Consider the following 26,808-nt stretch of genomic DNA (forward strand, 5'->3'; position numbering starts at 1 on the left):
TTTCTAAAACTTCTGCTCAGCTCAATCTTAATATTAAAGCAGATATACTAAATCTAAAATACAAGAAACCAGCTTCTATCATAACAGATTTCGGGATAATAGTGAAAAAAGATCTAGTCTTGAAGAAAAGCTTCACCAAGCAGTCGAAATGATGTCAAGCGATCCTCGCGATTGGGTGTGATGGTCGTTACCATAAGTTCGTCAGGGTGATAGTCAGCCTGTAGCTGCTTGAGCTTCTCTTTAACTTCTTCTTTCGTACCGGAAATCAATTTAGAGGGCTGCTTGTCTTCTATAGAAACTTTTCTTGCTTCTTCTATTGTTAGAAGTGTTTTCGCTCCTTTTCCATGATAATCACTTGCAACTTGTGACCAGTGGGCGAGTTCATTTGCGAGTACTTCTGTTTCACTGCAAGTAACCGATACTGCAAGAATGGTTCTGGAATTCTTACCCGTATAGGCTTTTCTATATGTTTCGAAGATCTCATGATCATCTTTATCACTCATAAAGTAACCAAAAGCGTATGACAGGCCTTTCTCAGCAGCTAGTCTTGCGCTTTTGAGACTTGTACCGAGCAACCAGGGTTCAGGTGCCGTATCAGGGATCGGTGCAGCACGAAGGTTTCGGTATAGATGATCAGTAGGAAAACTATTTGATAGAAAGCCAAGCAGTTCGTCTACTTTCTCTGGCATGTTCCATACCTCTTCAAGAAAACGTGGCGAAAGGGCTGTTGTCGCTACGGCGGACCCTCCAGGTGCTCTCCCCAGGCCAAGGTCAATACGGCCTGGAAAGAGCGTGGCGAGTGTATGGAAGACTTCAGCTACTTTATAGGGTTGATAATGTGGCAGCAAAATAGCTCCTGCACCAAGGCGGATTCGTTTGGTGTGGGTGCCTATAAACCCTAATAGAACTTCAGGAGCGGGACATGCCAGATTAGTAAGATTATGATGTTCTGTTACCCAGTACCGTGTATAGCCAAGCTGATCAGCTAGCATCGCAAGCTCTTTTGATGCTTCGAGGGCATCTGCTGCTGAATGATTTAGAAATAGTGGTGATTGATCGAGAATACTTAGCTTCATCGTGCACCTCTTTTAAAACAATCTCTTCCTATCATATAGATAGAATCCCCAGATTTACACTAATAAAGCTTGAGCGATAAAAAAACGCCCTGTGCGGGCGTTTTAAATTAATAAGTTGAAGAGATCTTGATCTTTATTAATTTCGATATATGAAAATCCTTTGTGGTCCATTCGCTCAATAAGAGGTTCATAATCTTCTTTTTGTTTCAGTTCAATTCCTGCAAGAACTGGTCCTCGATCCCGGTTATTCTTTTTGGTATATTCAAAACGAGTAATGTCATCAGTTGGTCCAAGGACATCGGCCATAAATTCCTTCAATGCGCCAGCTCGCTGTGGAAAATGTACGATGAAATAATGCTTCAATCCTTCGTAAATTAAGGACCGCTCCTGGATTTCTTGCATGCGGTTAATATCGTTGTTCCCACCACTAATGACACAGACGACATTTTTGCCTTTGATTTGATCTTTATAAAAGTCGAGTGCTGCGATTGAAAGGGCACCAGCTGGTTCAGCGACGATCGCATTTTGGTTATAAAGTTCTAGTATCGTTGTACATATTTTCCCCTCAGGAACGAGTACGATATCATCAAGAATATGCTTGCAAATGTCAAGCGTAAGCTTCCCTACTTGTTTTACCGCTGCCCCATCAACGAATTTGTCGATGTAATCAAGAGGGACGACGCTATCCCGATCAAGTGAACTTTTCATACCTGGTGCCCCTTGGGGTTCAATGCCTACAATTTTGGTACCTGGACTGATGCTCTTCACATAAGAGCCGACACCTGAAGCAAGTCCTCCTCCTCCGATCGCAAGCATCACAAAATCAACCTCGTCAATGTCATTCATAATTTCGAGACCGACTGTTCCTTGACCTGCGATCGTTCGGTAATCGTCAAATGGGTGAATAAATGTTCTGTCATTGGTGTTGCAAAATTCCTTAGCTGTTTTAAATGAATCATCAAATGTGTCACCTGTAAGAATCACTTCTACGAAGGACCCGCCAAATAGCTCAACTTGTGATATTTTTTGTCTTGGAGTGGTTGCTGGCATAAAGATATGCCCTTGAATGCCAAGCGTTTTACAGGAGTAAGCCACGCCCTGAGCATGGTTTCCGGCGCTCGCGCACACAATACCGTTAGCTTTCTCTTCATCATTTAAACTCTGAATCAAGTTATATGCGCCTCTGATCTTAAATGATCGAACATTCTGGAGGTCTTCTCTTTTAAGATACACATTACAGTTATAACGATCAGAAAGGATGTCATTTCGCTGGAGCGGTGTCGGTACGACCACTTCCTTTAAAACTTGATTTGCGATAATGATATCTTCGATCTGGACTTTGCTGATTGTTTTGCTCATTCTCGCACTCCTTCTGATTAATAAGAATTGTTTAACTTTTTAAAATTCATTTTAACACAATTTAATGCTGTTGTACGTTATTGTTCTAAAAGAATTGGATTTCTTTTGCACTAAAAAGCATGCTACACTTTTAATAGACACGTAAATTGTTTATAAGGAGGCTTTATCAATGAATACTTGGGCATTTGTATCTGATTTTGATGGCACGATTTCGAAAAAGGATTTCTACTGGCTTGTGATTGACACCTATTATCCTGAAGGGAAAGAGCTTTATACAAAGTGGAAAGCGGGAGAATACATGGATATCGACTTCCTGCAACAGGTATTCCGATCCATCGGTCAAGAAGAATCGCAAATCATTGAAGACATTCTTTCTCTTCCTATTGATGAACACGTTCCTTCCTTTATAGAGACTGTTCAGAATAGCGGAGGCGATTTCTATATCTTAAGTGCTGGCACAGACTTTTACATCCACCATATTTTAAAGCACTACGGGATTCAAGACGTTCCGGTGTTCTCGAACAAAGGTTACTACGAGAATCAAAATGTACATTTAGAAATTGATGAGAACCACAGGCATTATTCCAAACGATACGGAATCGATAAATCGATCGTCATAAAGGAACTAAAGGAAAAGTATAATGTGGTTTATTTTGCTGGTGATAGTGAGCCGGACTCACACCCCGCAAAGGTTGCGGACCTTACTTTTGCGAAAGATGCGCTTCAAGAAATTTTAAGGGAAAATGGTGTTCCATTCGTAGGGGTTGATTCATTTCAGGACATTGAAAGGGTACTCCGTGAAAAAGGAATACTGCAGTAATGCATGCGTTAACGAATATTCCAATTCCTACAATTCTGGAGATCCGTTCGGGAATTCGACATCAATTGGGTTCAATCCTCACCAAGCATGACTTTAAAAATGCACTATTTTTGTTTGATGATTTTACATATCGAGAATATGCAGCGTCCTTTCATAATGAAATGACGGGGATTAAAGTGACATGCCATAAAATGACGTCTACTCTTACGATCGAAGAGCTCATTCGTTTCGCTTTTAAACTCGAGACATATGATGTTGTACTCTCGATGGGTGGCGGAATGGTCATTGATTACGGGAAGTACATTGCCTTTTCAAAAAAAATACCTTTTATCAGCTTGCCAACGTCTGCTTCTAATGATGGGTTTGCTAGCAGCAACTGCTCTCTTATTGTTAATGGTAAAAAAACAACTGTTCCTGCTCAGGTGCCATATGGCATTATTGCGGATCTTGAAGTGATTCAGGGAGCTCCAGCTCATTTTCTTCTTGCTGGTGTTGGGGATTTAATGAGCAATATCACGGCACTGTATGATTGGGAGTTTGAAGAACGTCATGGGAAAGGGTATGTGAACGCCTTTGCGTCAATGTTAAGTAAAAAAGCCGTGAATAGTTTTATCCGAACACCCATGACGAACATCACAGATCCTATTTTTATTAAGGAGCTTGTCAGTTCACTCACAATGGGCGGAATCGCAACAGTTATAAGTGGAAACAGCGCACCGATCAGTGGATCCGAACATCACATCTCACATGCACTCGATAAACACGCCAAGCACCCTCACATGCATGGGATTCAGGTAGGGATTGCTACTTACATAATGGCACATGTACAGGAACATCGTGCCGAGCGGATCGAGAAAGTATTCGATCGAACCGGCTTCTTTACATATGTGAACGAAATCGGCCTGAAAAAAAGTGACCTAAGAGACGCGATCGAGTTTGCTCCCAATGTGAAGCCGAATCGATATACTTATCTTCATGATCCGCAGTATCAAGAAAAAGCTCTTTCCTTTCTTGAGAAAGATGACCGTTTAAATGAACTACTACGTTAAAAAAGACGCACATTTCCGCGCGTCTTTCATATTAGTTAACATAATGAAATTATTGTCGCTATAGCTCAGTCCGAATATCCCACAATTCTGGAAAAAAACGATGATCAAGAACTTTCTTTAAGTAGCCTACGCCTGACGAACCACCTGTCCCACGTTTAAATCCAATGATTCGTTCAACAGTCTTCATATGCCTGAAGCGCCACTGCTGTAACCAATCTTCAATATCGACGAGCTTTTCAGCAAGTTCATAGAGATCCCAGTACTTGTCTACATCACGGTAAACAGTCAACCAGGCTTTCATCACCGACTCATTTTTCTGATAGGTAACCGTTACATCCCGGTTTAGAATGTCCTTATCAATTGGTAACCCCGACCGAGCAAGTGCCTGAATCGCAACGTCATAGATGCCTGGTGCTTGATATGCCTCTGATAACCTTTCATGAAGTTCCTTATCTTTTTCGTAGATTTTCAAAACATGAGATGTTTTATAGCCTAGTGCAAATTCGATCATGCGATATTGATAGGACTGGAATCCTGAAGCCTGGCCTAGTGAATCACGAAATTCCATGTATTCGGATGGTGTGAGGGTTGAAAGCACGTCCCAGGCCTGGATAATTTGCGTTTGTGTTTTGGAGACGCGCGCTAGCATCTTGAAGGCAGTCGACAGCTCGTCCTTTTCGATTGCCTGAATCGCTCCCTTCAACTCGTGCAGAATTAATTTCATCCACAGCTCACTCACTTGGTGAATGATAATGAAAAGCATTTCATCATGATGATCTGACATTCGATTCTGTCCACTCAGTACTTGATCAAGACTGAGATATTCTCCGTAAGTCATAGTGTTTTTAAAATCCGTATGTATGGAAGATTCTGTTAGATTCTGTTCAGAGCGTTTTTTATCCATTGCAATCCCTCCTGCTTGCATTTAATGAGTTTCTTCGTTAAATAGTCTCTGTACCGCAAGTTTTCCTTTCGAAACTGATGATTCGATATATCCAACAATTTGATCAAGTGTAAACACGGTTAGGGGTTGATCTTCTCTTTCAATAAAATCATCAACTACATATGGAAGAAAACGGATGACGTTCTCACGAGGTACTTCATCGAGATCAAGAATGGATTGGTGATTGGTTAACTGGACAGCTGAAGCGTTTACTCCATAAGCGTTCGCTAACTTGCGATTTAAGCGCCTAAAATCTTCATGATAAATTTCATAAAAACCCTCTCGTTCTTCCATCCGATTCCTTAACCATGTGAAATAGAAGCCGTTTAACCAGAGTTCGTCCGAAATGAGATGGATATAGTAACCGAGCAGATAATCATTTGGAAGCTGTCCACAATATTTCTGAATAAATGCTTCGTGATTAACACGTCTTGTAAAATCGTTTGTATGGCCTTCGTAGAAATGGGACCGGTCCTTGGCTTCTCCTGACACCGCATCCGGTGCAATACTACCGGCAAGAAAAGCCTCTTTATCTGTAATGGTGATTTGATCTGAAAGGCGTCTAGCAATTAAAAGATGCATTATTCTAGAACCCAACAGCTCCCTCCTCTCTCATCAGAATTATAACATGACGTCATTACCTACAAACTGAAATTAAAAAGAGACTCATCAATTTGTTCCTGTTCAATTCCAATGTACCTGAGCGTAATTGAAGGTGCTGAGTGTCCAAAGATCTTTTGAAGCATCGCCACGTCTTTCGTTTGCTTGTAATAGAAATAGCCGAACGTTTTACGCATCGTATGAGTGCCGATTTCTGAAAGTCCTGCTTCTGATGCTGCCTTGTATAGTATTTTATAAGCCTGCCCACGTTGAATAGGAAGGTCTGTTTTATGCGAAGGAAATAGAAAATCGTCTTCTAGCATATCGAAGGTATAGGATTCAATGAGCTCTTTAAGTGAATAGTTAATTGGAAATCGCTTTACTTTTCCCGTTTTCTTTTCTTTAATCACAATATGAGTCTGATTCCGAATATCCTTTACGCGAAGTGGAAGGAGATCACTAATTCGAAGTCCGGTGTTAATTCCCATGATAAATAAGAACCAGTCTCTTGAATTTCTTCTTCTTAAATTCTGTTTAATCAATTTAATCTTCTGCGGGTCTCGAATCGGCTGAACCGTGTTCATGAAGACTCCCTCCTTTCCATATCCTTTATGTATTATAAATGAGCGGTAATAGTTCGATATGTATCATTATACCCTTCCTTCCGTTGATCGAACAGAAAAAATGCAGGAAAAATAAGCTTTCATCCCTTTTCATAATGATACACAATATATGTTTTGTATCATTGCAGAGAAATAGTTACAATTAGTTTATTTATATCGGTTCCTGTATCGATTCATGCAAAAAGAGAAAATCAAGAAAAACACCTGTTTATTAAACAGGTGTTAATCACTTATCATATCGATGCCCGTGTCCCCTGATGAAATATCATTTGCCAGGATGATTCGTGTTTTCTCCAAATGGAACTTCTCAACGTTTTAATTTTGTTTTCTTTAATCAACGTATAGGTTACAAGTGCGGTATGATTTTCAAGAAATTTCACATTGGCCCGTTCCAATACATACTCGAATGATCGTTCATCTGGCAAATGATCCAGCACATCTTTTTTGCGGAAGATTCTCCCTGAACTGCCGAATTCCATAAAATCTTCAGCAAGCAAAAGATTAAGTTTAGCCGCTGATTTTCGTACTTCGGAATTTAATAATTGCTTTTCAAGTTTAAGTAAAAGAGATGCTGATTCATTCATAATTCTTCCTCCCTTCCGGTTTCTGTAAGTGATCTTGAATGTCTTGAAGATAGCACAGTTTTCTTTGAAAGGAAAACGCTCATATTACAACGATCTCTACAGATAAATTGGCAGATCCGAATGAATGGTTGAGAAAAAGAACCTTTCCTTCACTGGTTCTAGCTGATGAAGATCACGGAGCCCACGGTGATCGGCATACTTTCTTTCGCTTACTTTACCAACAAAAGACAAACAAGTCCTTTTTATCGTCCAACAACGATTGAATTTCGCAAAGTTGTTTGGTATATATCTAAAACTTATAAAGGTTATTTCGTAAAAGCAAGCAATGTTTATTCTTGCTTTTTAAATCTTTGTTTGGAATCTTATTGATGTTATTTATTAATTTATATTATAATTACGGTAATTGAAATTTATTTAGATCCTAGCACAGCTACTTCCATCTCTAATTGCTCTTTAGTTCATCTACATGCTTATTTGACTTTAGTGAAAAGCCAGATGGTTAAGTCCTATTCTTATTCCGATGGTACCCTTCTTCTTTATCCTCTTCTTTATCCTCTTCTTCAACTTCCACAATTACGATATAGCTATCCTTCCATTTCCAATAGCCAACCCCAAAATTTACAGTACTGTTTAAAATTTAACACATATAACTCAATGGGATGAATCAATACTTAACCTCCTTCTCTCAATCCAGTTTTATATATATTTATTATGTATATATAAACCCGAGCAAAGTAAACGCACTCGGGGCTCAGAAAGGGATTTCTACATGAGTGAATTAGCAATAGGTACTAGTGATTCAACCAACGTTTCTTAAATGCTCGCTTTATAAATTCATCTTTTTCTGCATATTCTCTAATCACATCTTTTATTTCATCCGGTTGATATGAAAAGTTTCGATTGTTTGCGAGGGCAGGATATCCTGAACCTCTCAGTAAATAATCAGATGATGCAACCCGATACCATTTTTCGTCCTCAAGTGACTCTCCATTTATGGACACTAACATCACTTTGTTATGGGTATGAATCACCTCTGCACCAGAAACATGCAGTCTGCCGACATATTTCCCTCTAAATCCCGGACCTTTTCCATCTGCCATACAAACAGAACTATCAAGTGAACTCTCCAGTGCCGCCTGAATATTTTTACCCTGAATCTCAAAATACGTTGGATTTAAGGGGGACGGGCAAATTTCAATCAATTTTTTATTTGAAACAAAGTGAACTAGTCCTCCATTGGCTATCCCGCTGTTAATGATAGCAAGATCACATTCAAATCGATCTTTCAAGCCATCCGCTATTAAATTTGTAAGTGGATTCTCTTCCAGAACATCGTGCCAAAGAGGTGCTTCTACATCATAAAGCGGCTTGCTTAATGTAGTGATCGCCTCCTCTTTGCTTTTCGATAAAATGGTCTGAATTTCTGCATCTTTTTCTGCTTTTAAAGTAGGAATAGAAGATGATGCCAGCAATTCTAATCTGCCGTCCAGGAATTCCAGCTCTACAATCCCAACATGCTCTCCATACATCCCTGCTGAATTCAATATTGTCTCATTTACAATTTTCGCCTCTTCATACAATACGTGATCGTGAGCTGAGAGAATGACGTCTATTTCATCAATCGCTTCGGCTAGTTCAATGTCAGCTTCTGTTCCAATGTGGTTTAGAACGATGCAAAGATCATATTCATTTCGATGTTTATTAATTTCTGTACGAAGAGCTTCTTTGTAATCCAGAATTTGAAAGCCCATTAAATCATTAAATTCCTGCAAATCTGGAGATGCTCCCGTTATCAGAATTCGAAAACCATTTTTATGTATTATTGTGCTGCTTTTAACACCTTTGAAAGGTTCACCATTAGCTTTTAGAAGGTTACAACTGAGAAATGGGATCGGACTATTCATTGCCATGTTCTCTAAAGTTTCATTACCATTAAACAGTTCATTATTACCAATCGTAATCGCTTCATACCCAGCTGATGCAAGCATGTTAACCGCAGCTATTCCTCTTGTTCCCTGTAGTTCGATACTTTTAAAATCAGCGAAATCACCACCATCGAGTAGAAGTGTATTGTCATCAGAATAGTGTCGGATCAATGATGTAGCTCTTGAGAAATTTTCAAAATGACTATGAACATCGTTGGTGTGAATGATATTAAGTTTCATGTCGGCCCCCAATATTATCTAAATATACTTTTTTACTACCATACTACTATTTCGGAATCAAACTTCGATGTCCTGCCGAAACACCCTATCCTCTTTTATTAAGTTTAGGATATAGAGAAGGAATTGGAAGAATAAACAAGAAGTTCATGATATCAATCGATAAAGGAGTATGCAAAATGACGAATTTTGGGAACGATGTACAATTTGGAATTTATAAGCATATGCAGGCGCCTGATCCGAATCGACTTCCAATGCGATATGAGGATTGGGAGCAGCGAGCACGAGATATATTAGATGATGGGCCATATGATTATGTGGCGGGAGGTTCAGGTGCAGAGGAGACGATTCAATCAAACCGTGAGGCATTTAAGCGATGGCAAATCGTCCCTCGTGTTTTTCGACATGTAGAGAAACGAAATCTCAAGCTTGGCCTTTATGGCTGCATGCTCCCGTCACCAGTAATGGTCGCTCCTATCGGGGTTCAATCAATTATTCATTCAGAAGGCGAACTTGCCTCAGCAAGAGCGGCTGCTTCAGTTGGTGTGCCCTACATCGCTAGCTCTGCTTCTTCTCATTCGATGGAGGAAATTGCTGAAGCAATGGGGGACGCGCCTAGATGGTTTCAACTATATTGGAGCCGTGACCCTCAGATAGCAAAAAGCTTTGTAGAACGTGCAGAACAAGCAGGCTATACAGCCATTGTAGTAACGCTCGATACGCCAATGATGGCGTGGCGTGAACTGGATCTTCAAAACGTCTATTTACCGTTTTTAATTGGGGAAGGAATCGGAAACTATCTTACTGATCCTGCCTTTCGTTCAGGACTCGAGATGCCACCTGAGGAAGATGCGATGGGTGCAATTATGCACTGGACACGTGTATTTGGTCACGCGGGATTAACATGGGAAGATCTTGCGGAGTTAAAGAAAACGACCTCTTTACCTATTATTTTAAAAGGAATCCTTCATCCAGATGATGCAAAACTAGCTTTACAGTATGGAGCAGATGGAATAATTGTTTCAAACCATGGCGGTCGCCAGGTAGATGGTGCAATTGCCGCCCTCGATGCCCTTCCTGCAGTTGTTGAAGCAATCGAAGGTCGGATCCCTGTCCTAATGGATAGCGGTATTCGGCGTGGAGCTGATGTTTTTAAAGCCATTGCGCTTGGTGCAAAAGGAGTCCTTGTTGGAAGACCTTGCATGTATGGTCTCGCAGTTGCTGGAGAAACCGGTGTAAGACATGTTATCACAAATCTTCTTGCGGATTTTGATTTAACAATGGCTTTGTCAGGTTGTCGTGATTTAAAAGAGATTAATAAAGAGATGGTGATTCCAGCTAGTCGATAGTCCTTATCAAATGAAACGCAGCACAGGATATTCCGTGCTGCGTTTGTTCTCTATTTCCACTGTAAAGCTTCTTGATTTGTTTGTACGGAAAAAATAAGATAGATAACCATTGAAATGATCACAGAAATGCCATTAGTAAAATAGATATCAGTTTTACCAATTTTTGTTGCTATCAATCTGAAAAACAATGCTCCGAGTCCTGCCCTTGCCTTTAGAGTAGGCTAGACTGAACCAAACCCCATCCCAAACAAAACAGCTGCAAGAAGTAACATGAATTGATTGGCTAATAAGGTAAGACCTATCATTCCCCATTTAGTATGTTTCAAACAGTAACAAGAGAAACAGCCTTCAGAATCTGAAGGCTGTTATCACTTATTGTAAATTCGGAGATTGAAAGAATTCAATCCATTCGCCATCTGGACCTGCAAAAAACAGATATTTTGCACCGTTTGGAAGTTCATTAATACCTTCATCAATAAATGTTACACCAAGGTCACGAATTCTAGTCCGTTCCTCTTCAATATTAAATACAGTGAAGGCAATATGATGGACTTTTCCTTCAACAGGTAGATCAGGGTTGTAGCCCTCAATTAACTCAACAATAATGTTATCGTTTATACCAAGAAAAGCAAGTTTCTTATCCCCATCTGGATGATCAAATTCGTCTAGAAGCTCAAGTCCTAGAATTCCTTGATAGAATCCTTTGGAAGCCTCTATGTTTCTAACTTGTACGCCTACGTGCTCAAGCTTTTGTATTCCCATAAGTCACCAGCTTTCTTTCCAGAGTGTATGTAATAGTCTAACTTAAACCAATCATACTAAGCTACTGAAATGAAAGCAAGAAAGATAAACGCTAAAACTATGATTCGAATGTACCGATCTGATTCAAGAACTCCCCTGTCACCAGTCGAGATTGAAGGCGCATTGAGACCGCCGGAGGCAACGTTCCTTTCATCGCTTCAAATGGAACACCGAGCCAGAGAATGTTACGATCCAGTGCTACGAATGGAAAGGATAGCGATAGGTCAATATGCTTCGCTAATGGAAGCGAGTGTAGCAATATAGGTGAAATGACCGTTAGTTTTCCATTTGACTTGTTGATCGTTTCAATCCACTCATCCGTTAAGGTTGCTCCCTCTGGAATCGACAGGATGATTTCCTTAGCATTCGCGATGTCTTTAAAAACGTGAGCAGTTTTCATCGCATGGCTAAAGCGTAACTCTTCATTCTGATGTTTGACCCACTTTCCAATTTGTGCAGGTGAAATTAGTTCGCTCTCAGTGATCTGATGATCTACTAACTGACGAAACGTTTTCCCCTTAGAAACTTTCTTTCTCACGTAATCGACGTTACTTACGTGAAGAAACTTTCCCTTCGTCCTCGTCATCGCAACATTAATGAGTCGTTCACTATTTTCACCAGTTAATAGCATTCCTGCTCGATATTCAGGTTCACCATCAACGGAATCAAAAACCATCATGTCCCGTTCACTTCCTTGAAAACGATGAACGGTAGCCGCCAGGATATCTGCTTGCTCACGCTCTTTGGAAAGAAGATCTTCAAATAGTAGATTCATCATCTTTGCCTGAGCACGGTAAGGTGTTACATAACCGATTGACTTTATTCCGTCATGTAAGGCCTCTTGAATAGCTTGAAATGATAAAAGAAGCTGCCAAAGATTCATTCGTGATTTTGATGATCGTCCCGTGAAACAAAATCGTCCTGTATGACTAGTATCAAGTAATATAGAAGCCTGACCTTGAAAAGGTGCGCAATCGGTGATGGGCTGTCTCCACTTCTTTGTTTTGGGATGGTCACCTACAAGAGAATGATAGATTTTGTCATTTGTGAAAGCCGAAATCACCGGATGCATTCTTCGCTGCTCATTAAGTAGAAATAATTGAGGATGAAGCTTTTCATTTTTTACATTCTCAACAATACCGGAACAATGAAAAACGTCCTCCCGAAGCCACTTTGAGACAAGTGGATGTTTTGAAGATGCGATCGGCGGTAGTTGTTTAAAATCACCGCAAACGATCACTCTTTTTCCAAGTGATGCAGCGAATGCGGCCTGCGGTACATAAGCCATACTTGCTTCGTCGATCATCACAACATCGACTCGTTTCTTATAGATCGCCTCATCAATGGCAGCCTTTGTTAACGTCGTCCCGATGATCGCTGCTTCTTTAACAAACTGCGTTTCTTTTCTGCGAATCTGCTCAAGAACATTTCCGAGTTTCGATTCAACCTTAAGCAACTGTTCGGAATCTCGCTTACTAAATGATTTCGTTAAGTCTTCTTTTAATATTCTCCGCTCTTCCATAATACTTTCTTTATCATTAGCAAGTTCCCGGGTGTTTCATCATCAAAAGCTGATCAGTATAAAGGGGAAGATCTGATTGAACATCGCGCTGTAAGCCGTAGCGCATGATTTTTCCCTCTTCAAACTTCTCTCTCTTTTCTGCGAATATGGCCGTTTCACGCATAAGTACATCGACTGCCTGGTTACTATGAGAAAGAATTAGAACTTTATTCCCCTTAAAAAAGTGATTGGCAGCTGCCCGAGCAAGATGATGTGTCTTTCCTGTTCCTGGAGGTCCCCATACAAACGTCACGGGATTATATTTAGACCTAAGAATCAATTCGTGAAGAGGACTCTTGGCTTTTCCATCCGGATGCTTGAATTCAACAGGAGGGTTCATCAATCGACTAACTCTTGCTAATCTTCGCTTGCTTTTCTTTACTTCCTCTAATCGTTCATGAAGTTCATCAAGTAATTCCCATGGATCATGGTAAAGCTCCGCTTCACCAATGAAATCACCAAACCCACCATCAAGTGCTAGAATGACATTCTTTCCTTCAGCTGATATCATACGCCCTTCGCGTTTCACATGGCCCATTTCTATCCGTATTTTTGACCCAGTGGGTATTTGAATGGGTATGAGGGCGTCGAAATAATAACGGAAATCATCATCCGAAGATAATAATCGACCGTTCACAATTCGATGTGGTCTGCTCCCATATTTTTTCAGATGAGCAATCTCAGCTCTAAGCGCTATTTGCCATTCTTCTATTGTATCTTTCATCTTACATCGCTTCCTTTACAACCCTTAACTCACTTTTTCAATTTCTCTACTATACCATTGTGATCGAAAACTCTCTACCTTTCGATCATTTAGTATGATGATCGTGGATTTCATTTAGAAAAACTTCGAGTACCTTCGTTTTGAATGGAGATCGCATCAAGATAGAAAAAGTACGTTTATAACTAAAACCAGGAATCGCTAGAATTGATAAAGTTCCAAGCTCTATTTCCTTTCGAATTGTCCATCTCGATAAAAAGCTGATTCCAATACCGGCCTCCACCGATTCTTTAATGAGTTGAGTACTACCAAATGCCATCGTATTGGAAGGATTAACCTCAAGCTCAGCCCACATTTTTTCGGTTGCTTCTCTTGTACCTGATCCCGATTCCCTGACAATCCACATCTCTTCTTCAAGTTCTCGTCCCTCTTCCACTTGTAAGTGGGAAGGTGATGCCACGATCACCATTTCATCTTCAGTAAAATCTTGCACCTTCATATCACGTGCTGGATAACCACCTTCAATAATCCCTACATCGAGCTGGTGTGAATAAACAAGATCACCAATTTCTCTTGAGTTTCCAATGGTAATAGCAAGTTTAATAAGCGGATAAGCCTTTCTAATTGAAGCAATCACATGAGGAAGTACATATTCTCCATACGTATAGCTTGCACCTATTGTTAGAATCCCGCTGGCACGATTCGTTAAGTCATCAAGCAAGTAGTGCATTTTCGAATAAAGATTCAAAAGTTCTTTTGCATGATGATAAACGATTTCTCCTGCTTTGTTCATTTCGACCGAACGATTGCTACGCTCTAATAATTTTGTGCCAAGCGTTTGTTCGAGGTTTTTTATATATTGACTAACTGCTGGCTGCGTCATATGCAGCTCTTCTGCAGCACGTGAGAAATTCTGTTTTTCTACCACTGTCACAAATACATTTAACTGTTGATCCATCGTAACACACCCCATCATAATCAAATGCTTATCGTACTTATTATATTTATTTATTTCACTTATAACAAAAAATTAAGTAAACTAAAAGAAGAGAAACGGAGGAAGGGCCAACATGATCAACACGATTAGACAACTAGAAACGCTTTCACCCAACATGCGATGGATTTTAGGAGTCATATTTACATTCTTAATTGCTTTATTAGGGTATTTATTAGCAAAAGTTCCCATTTTTAGCCTCACTGGGCAGCTAGCTTCTGCGATCTTTATTTCGATTGCTTATAGACAGGTTGCAGGTTATCCTGAGTGGCTACGAGAAGGGATTACGTTTTCTTCAAAAAAACTACTTAGATTTGCGATCATTTTATATGGTATTAAGCTGAATGTGAGCCTTATTTTACAGGATGGATTACCCATACTACTCCTGGGTGCTGGTGTTATCGCTTTTTCCCTATTGGCATCAGTCTGGCTCTCAAAAACGATGAAGGCTAATAAATCGATTACTCTCCTTTTAGGTGCTGGGACAGGCATATGCGGTGCAGCCGCCATTGCTGCCGTTGCCCCAATCGTTCAGGCAAAAGAAGAGGATACTGCTATTGGCGTAGGAATCATTGCGTTATTTGGAACGATTTTTTCTGTAGGGTACACGGTTATTCGCCCTTTCTTGCCACTCACTGAATCAGAATATGGTGTTTGGTCAGGAGTCTCCCTTCATGAAGTGGCTCATGTGGCGCTCGCAGCAGCACCAGGTGGAGAATCGGCTCTTGCGATGGGGCTGCTTGCAAAGCTAGGCAGGGTGTTCCTTCTTGTACCGGTTTGCTTCCTATTTATGTATATTATGAATAGAAAGAATGTTGGAAGTAAACAACAAGTTCCATTTCCATGGTTTTTGGTAGGATTTATTGTCATGAGTCTTGCTGGTACATTTATTCTGGGACCGGTTATACCGTTTTCAGATACCGCAGTGAAGGCAGTAACGGAGCTTACAACATGGTGCCTTACCGCCGCGATGGTTGGACTTGGCCTTAGCGTAAGTATAAAAGATTTAAAGAATAAAGCTATTAAACCAATGGTCATTATAACAATCGTTTCCATTACAATTTCTGTCCTGACCTTTTTCATTGTGAAATGGTTCTACTAAGCTTCATTTGATTGACCATCCTTACTGGATGACCATTTTTTTCGTATTCGATCAACGTAATGAAAGAGGGTTCTCACAATGAGTGCATGGAGAAGGATCCCTACGATTGTAAGAAGAACAATGACAAATTTTCCGACAAAAGAAGTAGGTTCGACTGAAAAACGACCTACGAATACAATTAAACCTAATGACCAGATTGCTGCGTCACCAAAAGAATCGACAACAGGCTCATAAAAATAAAACGGAAACGTCGACACAATGACAAACACGAAGCTTGTCAGAAACCATGTTTGTGGAGACATTCCCATTGCTTTCCCAAGAATGGGATTACTAAACCGTTTCGCAATTTTCTTGATTCGCCAAAGACGATAAAGCCTAGCAAGTTTCGCCCCCTGGAAGATCGAGTCAAGTGGGATTAAAGCAATGAGATCAAATGGATGCTTTTTAATATACTCCCATTTGTCTTTAGATACATAGAGAAATACCATGTAATCAATAAAAAATACGACCCATGTCCCAATTAAAATTGCCCTTTGAAAAGGAGACTCATACCAAATTGTCGAAACGGACAAAATGACACAAACAAATAGAAGATATTGATATAAAAGTTTCCACATCCAGTCGTCCTCCTTTTCCTATTAGGTCCATCAAAGAATATCTTAAATAAATGCGATCGGTTTCAAGTTGCATTGTTCCCCGCTGATATTTGATAATTAACCCTTATTATACCAATGATTAGCACGCAACTCGTTCATTCACCAAAAACCAAATAAAAAAGACTGCAGTGCAGCCCTTTCACTTGTTCAGCTTCTTTTGTATTGAGCAAGAAATATAACAATCTCATTCTCAATCTCTTCCATTTCTTCTTCATCAAGAAACTTATTCAAGATAATAGAAAAAATAAGAGGTTGTTCTGTCACAATATAGCCGGACAACGAAGTAACACCGATCAAGGTACCCGTTTTCGCATGAACGACATTTTGTGCTACTGTGTTTCTGAATCGTTCCCGAAGCGTCCCACCTACCATACGGTCTGGTACGCCAGCAATTGGCAAAGATGTAAAGTAAGGTTCAAACCATTCTTTTTGTTGAAGGTTATAAAGGAGCAAAGTAAGTTGATTTGGTTGGATGAGAGTTACTTGCGAAATACCAGATCCGTCCCTTAAACTCATTTCGTCAGGATTAAGTCCTTCCTCTCTCAGTACTTCCTTCACAACTTCTAAACCTGCTTCAAAGCTCCCTTCCCCTTTCTTCACTTTTCCCATTTCTTTAATAAGAACTTCCGCATGTCCATTGTTACTGAGCTTCATAAAAGGGATAAGCAATTCAGAAAGCGACATCGACTTTTTTTCAAAGAGTACGGTGGCTTTTTCAGGAACTTTCGCCACTTTTTCGAATCCGACAACTTCAATACCATTCTTCTTTAAGGAATTCGCAAATAGATTCAGCGCATACTTGGCGGGCTCCCATACAGCAATCCATGATTTTTCTGGTGGTGAGTTTTCTGCTATTGTCCCTTCTACAATAATCGTGTTAGTTCCGTGTGTTCGGTGGATAGATATATCCGTTTCTTTATTTGCTTCAGATGTTCTGGCATGATTCACAATTGAAATGACCTCGGTTTCTGGAAATACAGTTACGCTTGCTTCTTCCCCTATAGCTCCTGCAGTGACTACAATCTTTACCGTACCTGAATCATAATCATTATCCGGTGAAGCCGTTAATGCAGAAACTTGGGCACCATAATATTCATGCTCATCGCTCCAGATTATATCTTCTGAAAGGTACTGATCATCGAACCAGTATTCGTCACCTATCAGATTGTTAATGCGATTAATTCCGCCTTTTTTTAATGTTCTCGCTATCTCGTCAAAGTCCTCAGGTAATAAAGTGGGGTCACCTTTTCCTTTAAGGTAAAGGTCACCGGTTTGTCCATTTTCTACAGCTTGATCTGTCAAAATTTCAGTTGTAAATTGATATTCAGGGCCAAGTGTTTGAAGGGCTGCAGCAGCTGTTAGAAGCTTCATATTAGATGCAGGTGTTAATCTTGTATCGCCATGATGATCGAATAAAAGTTTGCCAGTTAACCTCGAGCGAATGCTTACCCCTGCAATCGCTCCTTTTAGCCGATCGTCATTTAGAATGGTATGTATGGGCTGAAATGGATCGATCTGTTTGCCAGCACGAACTATTCTTTGCTTTTTAGCAGAAAATATAGGGAACATCAACATACATGTTGTCATAATTGCTGCGCCCGTGATGCTCTTCTTATTCAAGATGACTTCTCATTCCTTTTCAGTTAGTGTTATGTTATTATGTGGAAATTAAAATGGAGCCGAAGCGATAATGACTCGCGGCCGGCTCCATTTATGTCGATTCCTCGAAAGTGTTCATTTGAAAGGTCATTTGGTTTCCTTCAGCTCCTGTTTACTGTTATTTCTTGCATAATCTCTATTTTCTACAGTGACCTCTTCCGTTCGTTCGTATCCCCAAACATTCGTCAGCAGCAAACTTCCACTCAACGATATTGTACGCTGCTCTCTCAACATGCTCCCCTCCTTTTCGTTTAATAATCCACTATTTCGTCACTCGAATGGAATATTCCTTTTTTTCTGACGAAATTAATTCTAATTACCTGAAAAACTGTAAAAGAGAATACAAAGCTGTAGAATGATGTGATTGTCCTATGACTTTCATCCTGATTTTTTCGTCAAAAAACCTTCCATCAGGAAGGTTTTTCTGAAGTAGATAATGCTCTTTTTGCAAGCATGGAAATGACAGCATCATCCATCGGTGGATTATGAAGACCTGCTCTAACATCACGATAGTATCGCTGCATTGGATTATCCTTAAATAAACCTCTTGCTCCTACAATTCTCATAGCGAGATCCACCACTCTAGCTGCACTATTTGTTGCTACATGTTTAACGGCAGCAAGCTCTGGACCCATATTGGCTCTCTTCTCAGGTTCCGTCACCCACCTGTCCGCTACGGAATACATCATTTCTCTTGCTCTCAATAACTCTAATTCCATTTCACCAATTTTCCTCTGTACTTCAGGGACATCTTTAATCGGTCCAGGGAGGCTATTTGGTGAATACTCTGAAGCAAATGTAATCGCTTCGTTACGCGCTGCAATCGCTACCCCTAAATAGCAAGCAGGAATATGAAGGAGCCAGGCTTTTGGTAATTCTCCTTTTTCTGTTTCAGGACCTTCTATAAGTGCATCTAAAGGCAACTCAACGTTAGTCAATATAAGATCGTCACTTCTGGTGCCTCTCATCGACATCGTATCCCAGTTGTCTACTATCTTAACACCTGGCAGATTCATATCGACAAGGAAGAAGCCTGTTTCTTCTGTGTCATCAATCTGAGCGGAAACGAGTGCATAATGAAGACCTGGTGCCATCGATGTAAAGGACTTTCTTCCAGTGATAATCCAGCTGTCATTCTTACTGATTGCCTTAGTCTGTGGCATGCCACCGCGTGTTGGACTGCCTGTTGCGGGTTCTGAAGCGGCACGATTGAGAAGAGCATGTTCATTTACAATTAATTTCGCCATTCGTTCAAATACTGAATCTGACCATGTTTGATCATCTCTCATTTCGAGCATGATACCAAGATGCCAGCCTATCGAGAGTGCTGTGGAAGCGTCTCCACTAGCGATTTTTTCCTGAAGCATAACGAACTCGTATAAATTAATTCCATTACCACCAAAGTGTTCGGGTACAGTTAAGGACACATATCCGGACTGTTTTAACTCCTCGAAATTTTCGGAAGGAAACCGTCCCTCTTGATCAATTTTATCAGCTCGAAGCGCAAATGAATCCGCTAGATCACTTCCAAGCTTTAATAGGTTTTTCTGTCTATTATTTTTAATAAAAGGGTTATAAAGTGAAGCCATCTCATAAAGCCACCTTTCCGATCGACGTACTCTCACTTCAATCGTACACCACAGGAGGTAAGATACACCAGTAAAGCGATCGGAAATAAAACTTTTATTTTCTATAAAGAGGATAATTTACAGTAGTTGGTACTTCTATCACAATGATTCTAGTTGCCTCGTTAGCTTTTATTTCAATTGTATCCTTTTCATCTGCTTCAATTACGATAAAATCCTTTTTATCGAATATGGTTTCTTGGAGTGTTCCAGAACCTTGAAGAATCAGAATACTTAGTGAACGTCCCTTACTGAGCTCACGAGAAAAAGTAGATTCTTCTTCGATAAAGATGTCCCACATCCCCGCGTCTGTAACAAACGAAACGGGAGAATCATCACCCAATATCTCTTTAACAGTTAATCCCCCATCATTATCAAGCAGAAATTCTTCATGTTCATATTGCTGATAAGTAGGATTCCGGCGTAAAGCTTCTCTCAAATGTGGTTCAAACCAGATCTGAAACCCCTGCATATCCGGACCGACAAATCCTTCTTCATGAGATACTCCTGAACCAGTTTGCATCACCTGTAACCCACCAGGTCCAACAGTGCTTTTCGTACCTAGCGAATCACCATGTTCTGCCTTACCGCTAATGACATACGTTATAATCTCAAATCCCTGATGAGGATGGAGAGAAATATAGCCAGCGTCCTCAGATTTAGCCCACGCCCAGTAAAACAGTGGTCCCACACGTTTCACTTCTGATCCTTCACCAGGAAATCCTATAGGCTTTTGTTCTGTGATCTTACCTCCATCAAATTGACCAACACCCTGTTGATTTACATCATACTTCTTTATCTTCATTGACATCACCACTTTCATTATATCTTGAATTCGAGATAATTTTAGCTCTTTTTCAGCAATCTGTCAAACAAAGAGCACGGTTTCACTTGCAGAACTTCTTACTTTTCGAATTTGTAAAACAATGTCTTTATAATAAAATTCTGGTGATAACGTTAATTTTACATCTTTCGCATTTTGATCCACAGGAATTAAGAGCGTTATTATGATTCCTAAAAACCATTTTCCAGGTTGCATAGTAAAAAGCCGGCAAAATGCCGGCTTTCAATTAAAAGTCAAAATTATCGGGGTCTGGACCCATACGTTCATTTTGATTAAGTTCATCAAGTGCACGTATATCCTCCTGAGTTAACTCGAAATCAAATACGTCAAAGTTTTGCTTAATACGCTCTGGATTAGACGATTTTGGAATAGTGACTACCTCATGTTCAAGGTCCCATCGAATAATTACCTGTGCAGTTGTTTTACCATGGTTTTCTGCAATTCCTTTTACAACTTCGTGATCCAACAATTTACCCTGAGCGAGTGGTGACCAGGCTTCCATCTGAATGGAATATTGTTTGCAATACTCACGAACTTCCTGTTGGTTAAGAAGCGGATGGAATTCAACTTGATTGACCATCGGCTTGATTTCAGCATCGTTCAATAGGTCATCCAAATGGTGTGGATGAAAGTTACTCACCCCAATCGCACGTATGCGACCATTTTTGTATAGCTTCTCCATTGCTCTCCATGTTTCTTTATACTTCCCATCTACTGGCCAGTGAATGAGATACAAATCAAGCGTCTCAATTCCAAGCTTCGATACTGTATCTTCGAAAGCTTTCAGTGTTGATTCATAGCCCTGATCAGCATTCCAGACTTTAGATGTAATAAAAAGCTCTTCACGTGGTGTGCTATTTTCCTTTATTGCTGCACCGACACCTTCTTCGTTTTTATATGCTGCAGCTGTATCGATTGCTTTATAACCAGCATCGATCGCAGCGTTGACCGCAGTCTTCACTTCGTCATTGTTTTCCATTTTCCAAACACCAAGTCCAAGAGTTGGCATTTCAACGCCGTTATGCAATTTCGTTGTAGTCCATTGTTTTGCCATTCTTAATCTCCTCCATTTTTTCAGTCACAATAAAGGGTTTCCCCATTTAATTCCACTTCACACATCTATTTCAAAGAAAGGAACATTTTAAAGCCCCAGTTTGTTATGAGCTGTTAACGTTTTATTCTTTTTTCAAGATCTTTCTCCGTTGTACTCGTTAAAACGTCTTTTTCCTTTTTAAATGTTCCAAATAACACATCCACGAAGGAATTGTTGCAACTAATACGTTTTTTTAACCCACTTACCTAAAGATGTTTTAGGTTTAATAGGTTGATGAGCGACAAAATGCTTCCACTCAAAAAGGAGTAGCATAGTTATTAAACCAGCACCAAACGCTAGTGCCACTATGTAAAGGAATCACTAAAGCTAAAAAACCATTCCATTGTTTTAAGAAACACATAATAAAAAACCATCCAAGAGGAGGATGGTTAAATTTTTGTTGGTTTTTGCTTTAATCTAGACTTTTTATTGAACTGAGCAATAGGGTCAGTCTGGAATTTTTCTTTTTCTACTTTTGCATCTTGTTCGAATGCCTGCATGCCTTTCCCAAACAACAAACTCATGGGTAGTGCCTCCTTTAATATAACGTTAAAACACCATTTCCGATTTTGTTTATTTTAAAACCTAATCGTAATAATTTTTTCAATGATTTTTTACTGTTGTTCAAGAACACTCGCTGTGTCACTACAGAAAGATTGAACCGCTGTTAATTGCTGCAAGGATTCCTGTATTCTTTCTCGATTTTGCTCCTTTTCGACAGTAGAAAGCGCCTGTTCAAGACATCTACTCGCTTGTTCTAACGCCTGACAGCTATCCTGCACGTAACCTCTTGCATTTTTCTCAAATGACTTTATCCCTCCTTTTCTATTAGGTTGAACAAATGATTAAAATCCATACAAAAACCACCAGGTGTTCACCTGATGGTAGTTGCACTTTATTTCTGTCCTACTTGATTTTTCAGATCTTCTAACTCTTGTACAAGCTGGATGACCATGTCATCACTCCGCTTGAGCTCTTTATTTAGAAGCGCAATGGTATCTTCTTCCCAAGTGAACGGATCACCATTATCTGGTGTTATCGGCAGGTTCTCATAACGGTCTCCCTCCTCAATACCAGGTTCAAAAGCGATCATCACTTCACAACCAGGATCGCCAAGTGCACTTCGTTTTCGCAGATTGACTTCTCCATAATTAAAATGTCTTGCTGCAATTCCCCCAAAAACACTTGACGTCATCGTACAGAGGTGAGGTGCCTCCTTTACCTGTTCTCCAAAAGGACAACTTCGTGCTTTAACTACAACATACTGAGCCGTAACTTCTGCAATGAAAAATTCGCCACCAATAGAATTTTTTATATCAACAATAGCTCTTGCATAGTCATCTGGAGTCCAACTATTATCAGGATAGTAAGATTCAAGCCATTCACCAGTCCGAATTCCTAATTGATAAATATACTCTCTTGCTTCAGAACCGATGGTCTTCTCATGAAGATGGGCATATTGAGTAATTAATTTCCCAAGAAACCTACTGGCAGTTAATGGATGCAACTGATTCATTATCAGATCCCCTCCTTGCCAAACCTCCTATGACTTTTCTTAATCATAAGGGATTATAATGAAATAAAAGGATAAAAAAGAATTACTACTCTTTAAATTCAAATTGTTGAAAAATATTTCCTTCTAAAATGGGATAGATAGCTTTCCCTGCAAGCTCATTGATAATAATCTTATTACGGTTAACAGCAAGTCCAAGATTGGTGGAGCCTACCCCATGTGTGTGCTGCATGCCGCTATGAACAAAAATATTAGAGGATGATTCTTGATTAAGAGTCAGTCGAAAATCTTTCGATACGTGATAACGTCCTTTTTCATCCCATTCAATGAAATCTTTTAAATCGTTTAAACACTCCGGAATTAGTGGGCGATATCCTGTACCTGCTACAATGACTTCGCTTTCGATCAAGAAATTCCGATTCTTTTGCCACTGACGGCATTCAAGTTCATATCCACTTCCGTCCTCTTTTTCTTTTAACCCATTTATTTCTGTGAGAGGCATAAGCATAACATCCATTTGTTTACCGCCTACTGACTGTTCATAAAGGAGATTATAAATATCTGTGATCGTATGTGGGCTAATTCCTTTATAGAGAAGCTGCTGGCCACTAAAAATATCATCCTTTTGATTTTGTGGCAGGTCATAGAAATAATCCACATATTCAGGTGAGAAATGTTCAAGACTTAACCGTGTTTCCTCCATTGGAAAGAACCCCTGTGACCTTGTAATCCAGTTTAGTGAATACCCATGGTCATTTCTTTCCTTTAATAGTTCACGAAAAATTTCTGCTGAGCTCTGTCCTGATCCAATAACAGTAATGCTCTTCGCTTCTTTACAACGCTCCACGTGATCAAGGAATGTAGAAGAATGGAAAACGTCATGCTCAGACATGCCTTGAAGCGATGAAGGAAGCGAAGGTACTGTGCCAACTCCAAGAATGATGTTCTTTGCGAAGTACTTTTTTTCTTCTCCTGATTGGTTAACTGAAATTTCATAGTGGGTGATGGGTGAGCCAACTGGTACTACAGCAGTCACATTTGTTCCAAACTGACAACTTTCTAACAGATCTGCTGCCCACTGGCAGTAATGATTGTACTCATTACGTGGCATTTCTAGCCGCTGTAAGAAATAGAAATTATATAATCGGTTATGGTGCTTCAAATAGTTTAAATAGCTATATGGATTTGTGGGATCAGCCATCGTCACCAGATCGGCCATAAACGGTACTTGCAACCTTGTCCCCTCAATTAACATTCCAGGATGCCAGTCAAATTTTTCCTTCTTCTCAAAAAAAAGCGAATCGATTTCTTTAACTGGATCCAGCAGGGCTGCTAACCCTAAATTAAATGGCCCTATGCCTACACCTATCAAGTCATACATTTTCTCTCTCATCCTACCCTATCCTTTCTGTCCTTACATTTTTTCTCTAAATCAATTATATCAGATTTTCTATTAGCTGTTTTTTTTACGCAAAAAAAAACAGCCCATTAGGCTGTTTTAAGAAGATTGGTGAGAGCGTTTGTATTGAAACTGTTTCCATTGAAAACGGATAAAACAGCCAATGCAGAAACCAAGAATCGCCACAAGTGAGGCTAGAGCAACCATAATAGCGGCTGTGAATGAAAGCCACTGCACACCTGCTATGTGGAAAATGAGGGATACCGTTAAAAGAATGACAGCAATTTTTTGATTGAAATTTTGTTGATCCGCATCCTCAGGAATATAGGAATTCATTGGCTTTCTTAGGAAGGATTTACCTACTTTGATGATTGGATTGAAGTGGAATAGTAATCCCATTAATCCAACTCCAAGTGGTAGAGCTAGAAAAATCCACTGGCTAAAAAGGACGAAAGAAGTTGCAAAAATAAAAATAAACGATTGGTTTAGTCGAACAAGAGGTCTTGGAATCGATAAAGGCATTTCAATACCAACCTTTCATATAGGAATATAATTATATTTTAGCATATCCTGTTTCATTCGATTTGTATACACTTATGCTCATAATAAAAACCCACTCTTCAGTGGGTTTAGTTGTCTGATGCTATTGTGACTAAATGTTCCATTTCAACATTCGCCAAAAACGGATCCATTAACTTTGTAAACTCTTCAAACTGACTTGATTCCATAAAACCTTCAGTGTGAGCAGAAAGTGATTCCCACTCAACAAAAATAACGTATTTTCGCTCGGCTTCAACTGATTTTGTTAAACGATAATTTTGATAGCCTGGAATAGAAGCAATTAATTTAACAGCATCAGTAAATGCTTCTTCAAAATCCAGCTCCAGACCCTTATTTATCGTAAAGTAAGCTTTTTCAATAACCATCAGGATTCCTCTCTTCTATCTAATATGGTTTCTCTTGATAAAAATAATTTGGTGATGAAATTTTATCTCGATAGGGTTTATGAAAAATATGTGTTGTAGCTGGCGATACGGGGGGAATAAGCCACGTCCAATTACCTGTAACATCCCGCTCTGCTTTCACTTCGTTTTGCTCAAACTTATGAAACTGCTTCGCTGCAGTATGGTGATCTACAATGCTTACCCCTTCTTTATGATACGAATACAAAACAGCTCGATTCAGTTCTACTAGAGCACGATCTTTCCATAATGTTGCATTAGAACTTATATCCAGATCCATGATTTTAGCCACTTCTGGTATCAAATTGTAGCGCTCCGTATCCGCAAAGTTTCTGGCGCCAATTTCGGTTCCCATATACCAGCCATTAAACGGAGCTGCTTTGTAATCCACTCCACCAATTTCAAGGCACATATCCGATATGATGGGCACGGCATACCACTTAGCATGTAGAGGAGTGAAGTCATACTCTGGATGGTCAATGGTAACTTGAAGAACTTCTTTAGAAGGAAGATCAATCCAAACAGGGTCATTACCTTCTATTTGAAAAACAAGTGGCAAGACGTCAAAAGGCGTACCTTCCCCTTTCCATCCAAGCTCCATTACCTGCTTTGTAAAAGCCACAGAGTCAGGATCCCCTATAGCATCCCCTTCTGCTTCATAACCAGCGAATCGGATTAATTGATGGTTCCAAATCCTCACCTTTTCCGGTTTGAAAATCGTAATCGTCGGACGAATTTTACCAGCATTCGTAGCTGTTCTAATATGATGGAATAATGCTTCTGTTACTTCCTCTTCAGTATCAGCAATCCGAGCATCAAAAACGGTTAATGTGTTCCAAAATAGTCTACCAATACATTTGTTACTATTTCGCCATGCCATCTTTGCGCCATGAGATAGCTCTTCATATGTATGTGTATAGGTTCCAGTCGTATTGATTTCGTGAATCACATCTCTTTTACGACGTTGTAACTTGTCTGGATCCTTCTCTAATTCATAGAATGCCTGTTCTAAAAATGTGATTGCTTTTTTGATACGCTTTTCATTTTCCACTTTTTCTCCCTCCTAGAGCCGGAGACGGTTCTTTAACTAGATCTTACCTTCACCTGTCATTACCTTTCAATTAGCAAAAAACTTCCTAGCGTATTATACCACACGATGAAAAAATCGCCCTAATAAACCCAACAAATAATGATTGTCGCTCTTGCAGGGTCTTATGTTGCCCTCTACTTGAGACCAATATTTGGACTGCGAAACCCAAAGAAAGATGATCAATTCTGTTAAATAAGAAGTAGAAAAAAATCAAAAAGCCGAG

28 protein-coding genes are annotated in these 26,808 nt (G+C 39.8%); 4 read left to right on the forward strand and 24 right to left on the reverse strand.

Annotated features, from left to right (window positions below; all coding sequences use genetic code 11):
- Nucleotides 1-113 precede the first annotated feature (113 nt).
- Both ABFG93_RS00860 and ilvA read right to left on the reverse strand, forming a co-directional pair.
- Complete coding sequence (locus ABFG93_RS00860) at nt 114-1,076, reverse strand: LLM class flavin-dependent oxidoreductase (RefSeq protein ID WP_347550102.1); 963 nt, start codon at nt 1,074-1,076, stop codon at nt 114-116.
- 102 nt (nt 1,077-1,178) lie between these two features.
- On the reverse strand, nt 1,179-2,435 hold the full coding sequence (ilvA, locus tag ABFG93_RS00865) for a threonine ammonia-lyase IlvA (RefSeq protein ID WP_347550103.1): 1,257 nt from the start codon (nt 2,433-2,435) through the stop codon (nt 1,179-1,181).
- 169 nt (nt 2,436-2,604) lie between these two features.
- Between ilvA and ABFG93_RS00870 the strand changes: the two genes are divergently transcribed.
- Together ABFG93_RS00870 and ABFG93_RS00875 are read left to right on the forward strand one after the other, a co-directional pair.
- On the forward strand, nt 2,605-3,255 hold the full coding sequence (locus tag ABFG93_RS00870; protein ID WP_347550104.1) for an MtnX-like HAD-IB family phosphatase: 651 nt from the start codon (nt 2,605-2,607) through the stop codon (nt 3,253-3,255).
- Nucleotides 3,255-4,304 carry an iron-containing alcohol dehydrogenase family protein gene (locus ABFG93_RS00875; RefSeq protein ID WP_347550105.1) on the forward strand — a complete coding sequence of 350 codons (1,050 nt, stop codon included), beginning with the start codon at nt 3,255-3,257 and terminating at the stop codon, nt 4,302-4,304. Before ABFG93_RS00870 ends, ABFG93_RS00875 begins: the two co-directional genes overlap by 1 nt.
- 58 nt (nt 4,305-4,362) lie before the next feature.
- On the opposite strand, the gene kynA is transcribed toward ABFG93_RS00875, so the two are convergent.
- From kynA to ABFG93_RS00900, 5 genes are all read right to left on the reverse strand, one after another.
- Nucleotides 4,363-5,208 carry a tryptophan 2,3-dioxygenase gene (kynA, locus tag ABFG93_RS00880; protein WP_347550106.1) on the reverse strand — a complete coding sequence of 282 codons (846 nt, stop codon included), beginning with the start codon at nt 5,206-5,208 and terminating at the stop codon, nt 4,363-4,365.
- A gap of 21 nt (nt 5,209-5,229) precedes the next feature.
- Entirely contained in the window at nt 5,230-5,844 is a 615-nt protein-coding gene (locus ABFG93_RS00885) for a zinc dependent phospholipase C family protein (protein ID WP_347550107.1), read from the reverse strand.
- Nucleotides 5,845-5,888: 44 nt separating this feature from the next.
- A complete protein-coding gene (locus ABFG93_RS00890) occupies nt 5,889-6,431 on the reverse strand; it encodes a site-specific integrase (protein ID WP_347550108.1) in 543 nt (180 codons plus the stop codon).
- Between the two features lie 272 nt (nt 6,432-6,703).
- A complete protein-coding gene (locus ABFG93_RS00895; RefSeq protein WP_347550109.1) occupies nt 6,704-7,054 on the reverse strand; it encodes a DUF4440 domain-containing protein in 351 nt (116 codons plus the stop codon).
- A 791-nt stretch (nt 7,055-7,845) separates the two neighbouring features.
- On the reverse strand, nt 7,846-9,219 hold the full coding sequence (locus tag ABFG93_RS00900) for a bifunctional metallophosphatase/5'-nucleotidase (RefSeq protein WP_347550110.1): 1,374 nt from the start codon (nt 9,217-9,219) through the stop codon (nt 7,846-7,848).
- 176 nt (nt 9,220-9,395) lie between these two features.
- On the opposite strand from ABFG93_RS00900, the gene ABFG93_RS00905 reads away from it, so the two are divergent.
- The gene (locus tag ABFG93_RS00905; RefSeq protein WP_347550111.1) at nt 9,396-10,565 is read left to right on the forward strand and encodes a lactate 2-monooxygenase; all 1,170 of its coding nucleotides are present in this window, start codon (nt 9,396-9,398) and stop codon (nt 10,563-10,565) included.
- A 372-nt stretch (nt 10,566-10,937) separates the two neighbouring features.
- Here ABFG93_RS00905 and ABFG93_RS00910 read toward each other — a convergent pair whose 3' ends face one another.
- The 4 genes from ABFG93_RS00910 to ABFG93_RS00925 all read right to left on the reverse strand — a co-directional run bounded on the left by ABFG93_RS00910 (nt 10,938) and on the right by ABFG93_RS00925 (nt 14,606).
- Nucleotides 10,938-11,327, reverse strand: a complete 390-nt coding sequence (locus ABFG93_RS00910) for a VOC family protein (RefSeq protein ID WP_347550112.1) — start codon at nt 11,325-11,327, stop codon at nt 10,938-10,940.
- Between the two features lie 97 nt (nt 11,328-11,424).
- Complete coding sequence (locus tag ABFG93_RS00915) at nt 11,425-12,888, reverse strand: DEAD/DEAH box helicase (RefSeq protein ID WP_347550113.1); 1,464 nt, start codon at nt 12,886-12,888, stop codon at nt 11,425-11,427.
- 16 nt (nt 12,889-12,904) lie between these two features.
- On the reverse strand, nt 12,905-13,651 hold the full coding sequence (locus ABFG93_RS00920; RefSeq protein WP_347550114.1) for an AAA domain-containing protein: 747 nt from the start codon (nt 13,649-13,651) through the stop codon (nt 12,905-12,907).
- 85 nt (nt 13,652-13,736) lie between these two features.
- Nucleotides 13,737-14,606, reverse strand: coding sequence for a LysR substrate-binding domain-containing protein (locus ABFG93_RS00925; RefSeq protein WP_347550115.1), 870 nt, complete (start codon nt 14,604-14,606; stop codon nt 13,737-13,739).
- Nucleotides 14,607-14,718: 112 nt separating this feature from the next.
- On the opposite strand from ABFG93_RS00925, the gene ABFG93_RS00930 reads away from it, so the two are divergent.
- On the forward strand, nt 14,719-15,744 hold the full coding sequence (locus ABFG93_RS00930) for a YeiH family protein (protein ID WP_347550116.1): 1,026 nt from the start codon (nt 14,719-14,721) through the stop codon (nt 15,742-15,744).
- Here ABFG93_RS00930 and ABFG93_RS00935 read toward each other — a convergent pair.
- The 13 genes from ABFG93_RS00935 to ABFG93_RS00995 all read right to left on the reverse strand — a co-directional run bounded on the left by ABFG93_RS00935 (nt 15,741) and on the right by ABFG93_RS00995 (nt 26,546).
- On the reverse strand, nt 15,741-16,361 hold the full coding sequence (locus ABFG93_RS00935; RefSeq protein ID WP_347550117.1) for a hypothetical protein: 621 nt from the start codon (nt 16,359-16,361) through the stop codon (nt 15,741-15,743). The genes ABFG93_RS00930 and ABFG93_RS00935 overlap by 4 nt on opposite strands.
- A gap of 186 nt (nt 16,362-16,547) precedes the next feature.
- On the reverse strand, nt 16,548-18,020 hold the full coding sequence (gene dacB / locus ABFG93_RS00940) for a D-alanyl-D-alanine carboxypeptidase/D-alanyl-D-alanine endopeptidase (RefSeq protein WP_347550118.1): 1,473 nt from the start codon (nt 18,018-18,020) through the stop codon (nt 16,548-16,550).
- A 126-nt stretch (nt 18,021-18,146) separates the two neighbouring features.
- Nucleotides 18,147-18,293 carry a hypothetical protein gene (locus ABFG93_RS00945; RefSeq protein WP_347550119.1) on the reverse strand — a complete coding sequence of 49 codons (147 nt, stop codon included), beginning with the start codon at nt 18,291-18,293 and terminating at the stop codon, nt 18,147-18,149.
- 176 nt (nt 18,294-18,469) lie between these two features.
- Nucleotides 18,470-19,648, reverse strand: coding sequence for an acyl-CoA dehydrogenase family protein (locus ABFG93_RS00950; RefSeq protein WP_347550120.1), 1,179 nt, complete (start codon nt 19,646-19,648; stop codon nt 18,470-18,472).
- A 94-nt stretch (nt 19,649-19,742) separates the two neighbouring features.
- Nucleotides 19,743-20,489 carry a pirin family protein gene (locus ABFG93_RS00955; protein WP_347550121.1) on the reverse strand — a complete coding sequence of 249 codons (747 nt, stop codon included), beginning with the start codon at nt 20,487-20,489 and terminating at the stop codon, nt 19,743-19,745.
- A gap of 265 nt (nt 20,490-20,754) precedes the next feature.
- Nucleotides 20,755-21,582 carry an aldo/keto reductase gene (locus ABFG93_RS00960; protein ID WP_347550122.1) on the reverse strand — a complete coding sequence of 276 codons (828 nt, stop codon included), beginning with the start codon at nt 21,580-21,582 and terminating at the stop codon, nt 20,755-20,757.
- A 428-nt stretch (nt 21,583-22,010) separates the two neighbouring features.
- Nucleotides 22,011-22,145 carry a hypothetical protein gene (locus ABFG93_RS00965; protein ID WP_347550123.1) on the reverse strand — a complete coding sequence of 45 codons (135 nt, stop codon included), beginning with the start codon at nt 22,143-22,145 and terminating at the stop codon, nt 22,011-22,013.
- 90 nt (nt 22,146-22,235) lie between these two features.
- Complete coding sequence (locus ABFG93_RS00970) at nt 22,236-22,403, reverse strand: hypothetical protein (RefSeq protein ID WP_431522031.1); 168 nt, start codon at nt 22,401-22,403, stop codon at nt 22,236-22,238.
- 113 nt (nt 22,404-22,516) lie between these two features.
- The gene (locus ABFG93_RS00975) at nt 22,517-23,137 is read right to left on the reverse strand and encodes a methanogen output domain 1-containing protein (RefSeq protein WP_347550124.1); all 621 of its coding nucleotides are present in this window, start codon (nt 23,135-23,137) and stop codon (nt 22,517-22,519) included.
- 85 nt (nt 23,138-23,222) lie between these two features.
- On the reverse strand, nt 23,223-24,527 hold the full coding sequence (locus ABFG93_RS00980; RefSeq protein WP_347550125.1) for a lysine N(6)-hydroxylase/L-ornithine N(5)-oxygenase family protein: 1,305 nt from the start codon (nt 24,525-24,527) through the stop codon (nt 23,223-23,225).
- A gap of 105 nt (nt 24,528-24,632) precedes the next feature.
- Nucleotides 24,633-25,055, reverse strand: coding sequence for a DUF4395 domain-containing protein (locus ABFG93_RS00985; RefSeq protein WP_347550126.1), 423 nt, complete (start codon nt 25,053-25,055; stop codon nt 24,633-24,635).
- A 107-nt stretch (nt 25,056-25,162) separates the two neighbouring features.
- Complete coding sequence (locus ABFG93_RS00990; protein ID WP_347550127.1) at nt 25,163-25,459, reverse strand: antibiotic biosynthesis monooxygenase family protein; 297 nt, start codon at nt 25,457-25,459, stop codon at nt 25,163-25,165.
- A gap of 19 nt (nt 25,460-25,478) precedes the next feature.
- A complete protein-coding gene (locus tag ABFG93_RS00995) occupies nt 25,479-26,546 on the reverse strand; it encodes a nitric oxide synthase oxygenase (RefSeq protein WP_347550128.1) in 1,068 nt (355 codons plus the stop codon).
- Between the last annotated feature and the right edge of the window lie 262 nt (nt 26,547-26,808).

Origin of the sequence: Pseudalkalibacillus hwajinpoensis, assembly GCF_039851965.1 — a bacterium.
GTDB lineage: Bacteria > Bacillota > Bacilli > Bacillales > Guptibacillaceae > Guptibacillus > Guptibacillus hwajinpoensis_E.

What these genes read in the sequence shown, in the direction of transcription:
- ilvA (WP_347550103.1), bottom strand. Translation starts at nt 2,435, where the DNA reads ATGAGCAAAACAATCAGCAAAGTCCAGATCGAAGATATCATTATCGCA.
- ABFG93_RS00920 (WP_347550114.1), bottom strand. Translation starts at nt 13,651, where the DNA reads ATGAAAGATACAATAGAAGAATGGCAAATAGCGCTTAGAGCTGAGATT.
- ABFG93_RS00955 (WP_347550121.1), bottom strand. Translation starts at nt 20,489, where the DNA reads ATGAAGATAAAGAAGTATGATGTAAATCAACAGGGTGTTGGTCAATTT.
- ABFG93_RS00895 (WP_347550109.1), bottom strand. Translation starts at nt 7,054, where the DNA reads ATGAATGAATCAGCATCTCTTTTACTTAAACTTGAAAAGCAATTATTA.
- ABFG93_RS00945 (WP_347550119.1), bottom strand. Translation starts at nt 18,293, where the DNA reads ATGTTGAGAGAGCAGCGTACAATATCGTTGAGTGGAAGTTTGCTGCTG.
- kynA (WP_347550106.1), bottom strand. Translation starts at nt 5,208, where the DNA reads ATGGATAAAAAACGCTCTGAACAGAATCTAACAGAATCTTCCATACAT.
- ABFG93_RS00875 (WP_347550105.1), top strand. Translation starts at nt 3,255, where the DNA reads ATGCATGCGTTAACGAATATTCCAATTCCTACAATTCTGGAGATCCGT.
- ABFG93_RS00910 (WP_347550112.1), bottom strand. Translation starts at nt 11,327, where the DNA reads ATGGGAATACAAAAGCTTGAGCACGTAGGCGTACAAGTTAGAAACATA.
- ABFG93_RS00860 (WP_347550102.1), bottom strand. Translation starts at nt 1,076, where the DNA reads ATGAAGCTAAGTATTCTCGATCAATCACCACTATTTCTAAATCATTCA.
- ABFG93_RS00925 (WP_347550115.1), bottom strand. Translation starts at nt 14,606, where the DNA reads ATGGATCAACAGTTAAATGTATTTGTGACAGTGGTAGAAAAACAGAAT.
- ABFG93_RS00960 (WP_347550122.1), bottom strand. Translation starts at nt 21,582, where the DNA reads ATGGCAAAACAATGGACTACAACGAAATTGCATAACGGCGTTGAAATG.
- ABFG93_RS00980 (WP_347550125.1), bottom strand. Translation starts at nt 24,527, where the DNA reads ATGAGAGAGAAAATGTATGACTTGATAGGTGTAGGCATAGGGCCATTT.
- ABFG93_RS00975 (WP_347550124.1), bottom strand. Translation starts at nt 23,137, where the DNA reads ATGAATCAGTTGCATCCATTAACTGCCAGTAGGTTTCTTGGGAAATTA.
- ABFG93_RS00915 (WP_347550113.1), bottom strand. Translation starts at nt 12,888, where the DNA reads ATGGAAGAGCGGAGAATATTAAAAGAAGACTTAACGAAATCATTTAGT.
- ABFG93_RS00935 (WP_347550117.1), bottom strand. Translation starts at nt 16,361, where the DNA reads ATGTGGAAACTTTTATATCAATATCTTCTATTTGTTTGTGTCATTTTG.
- ABFG93_RS00965 (WP_347550123.1), bottom strand. Translation starts at nt 22,145, where the DNA reads ATGAGTTTGTTGTTTGGGAAAGGCATGCAGGCATTCGAACAAGATGCA.
- ABFG93_RS00870 (WP_347550104.1), top strand. Translation starts at nt 2,605, where the DNA reads ATGAATACTTGGGCATTTGTATCTGATTTTGATGGCACGATTTCGAAA.
- ABFG93_RS00930 (WP_347550116.1), top strand. Translation starts at nt 14,719, where the DNA reads ATGATCAACACGATTAGACAACTAGAAACGCTTTCACCCAACATGCGA.
- ABFG93_RS00990 (WP_347550127.1), bottom strand. Translation starts at nt 25,459, where the DNA reads ATGGTTATTGAAAAAGCTTACTTTACGATAAATAAGGGTCTGGAGCTG.
- ABFG93_RS00890 (WP_347550108.1), bottom strand. Translation starts at nt 6,431, where the DNA reads ATGAACACGGTTCAGCCGATTCGAGACCCGCAGAAGATTAAATTGATT.
- ABFG93_RS00950 (WP_347550120.1), bottom strand. Translation starts at nt 19,648, where the DNA reads ATGGCTTCACTTTATAACCCTTTTATTAAAAATAATAGACAGAAAAAC.
- ABFG93_RS00900 (WP_347550110.1), bottom strand. Translation starts at nt 9,219, where the DNA reads ATGAAACTTAATATCATTCACACCAACGATGTTCATAGTCATTTTGAA.
- ABFG93_RS00985 (WP_347550126.1), bottom strand. Translation starts at nt 25,055, where the DNA reads ATGCCTTTATCGATTCCAAGACCTCTTGTTCGACTAAACCAATCGTTT.
- ABFG93_RS00905 (WP_347550111.1), top strand. Translation starts at nt 9,396, where the DNA reads ATGACGAATTTTGGGAACGATGTACAATTTGGAATTTATAAGCATATG.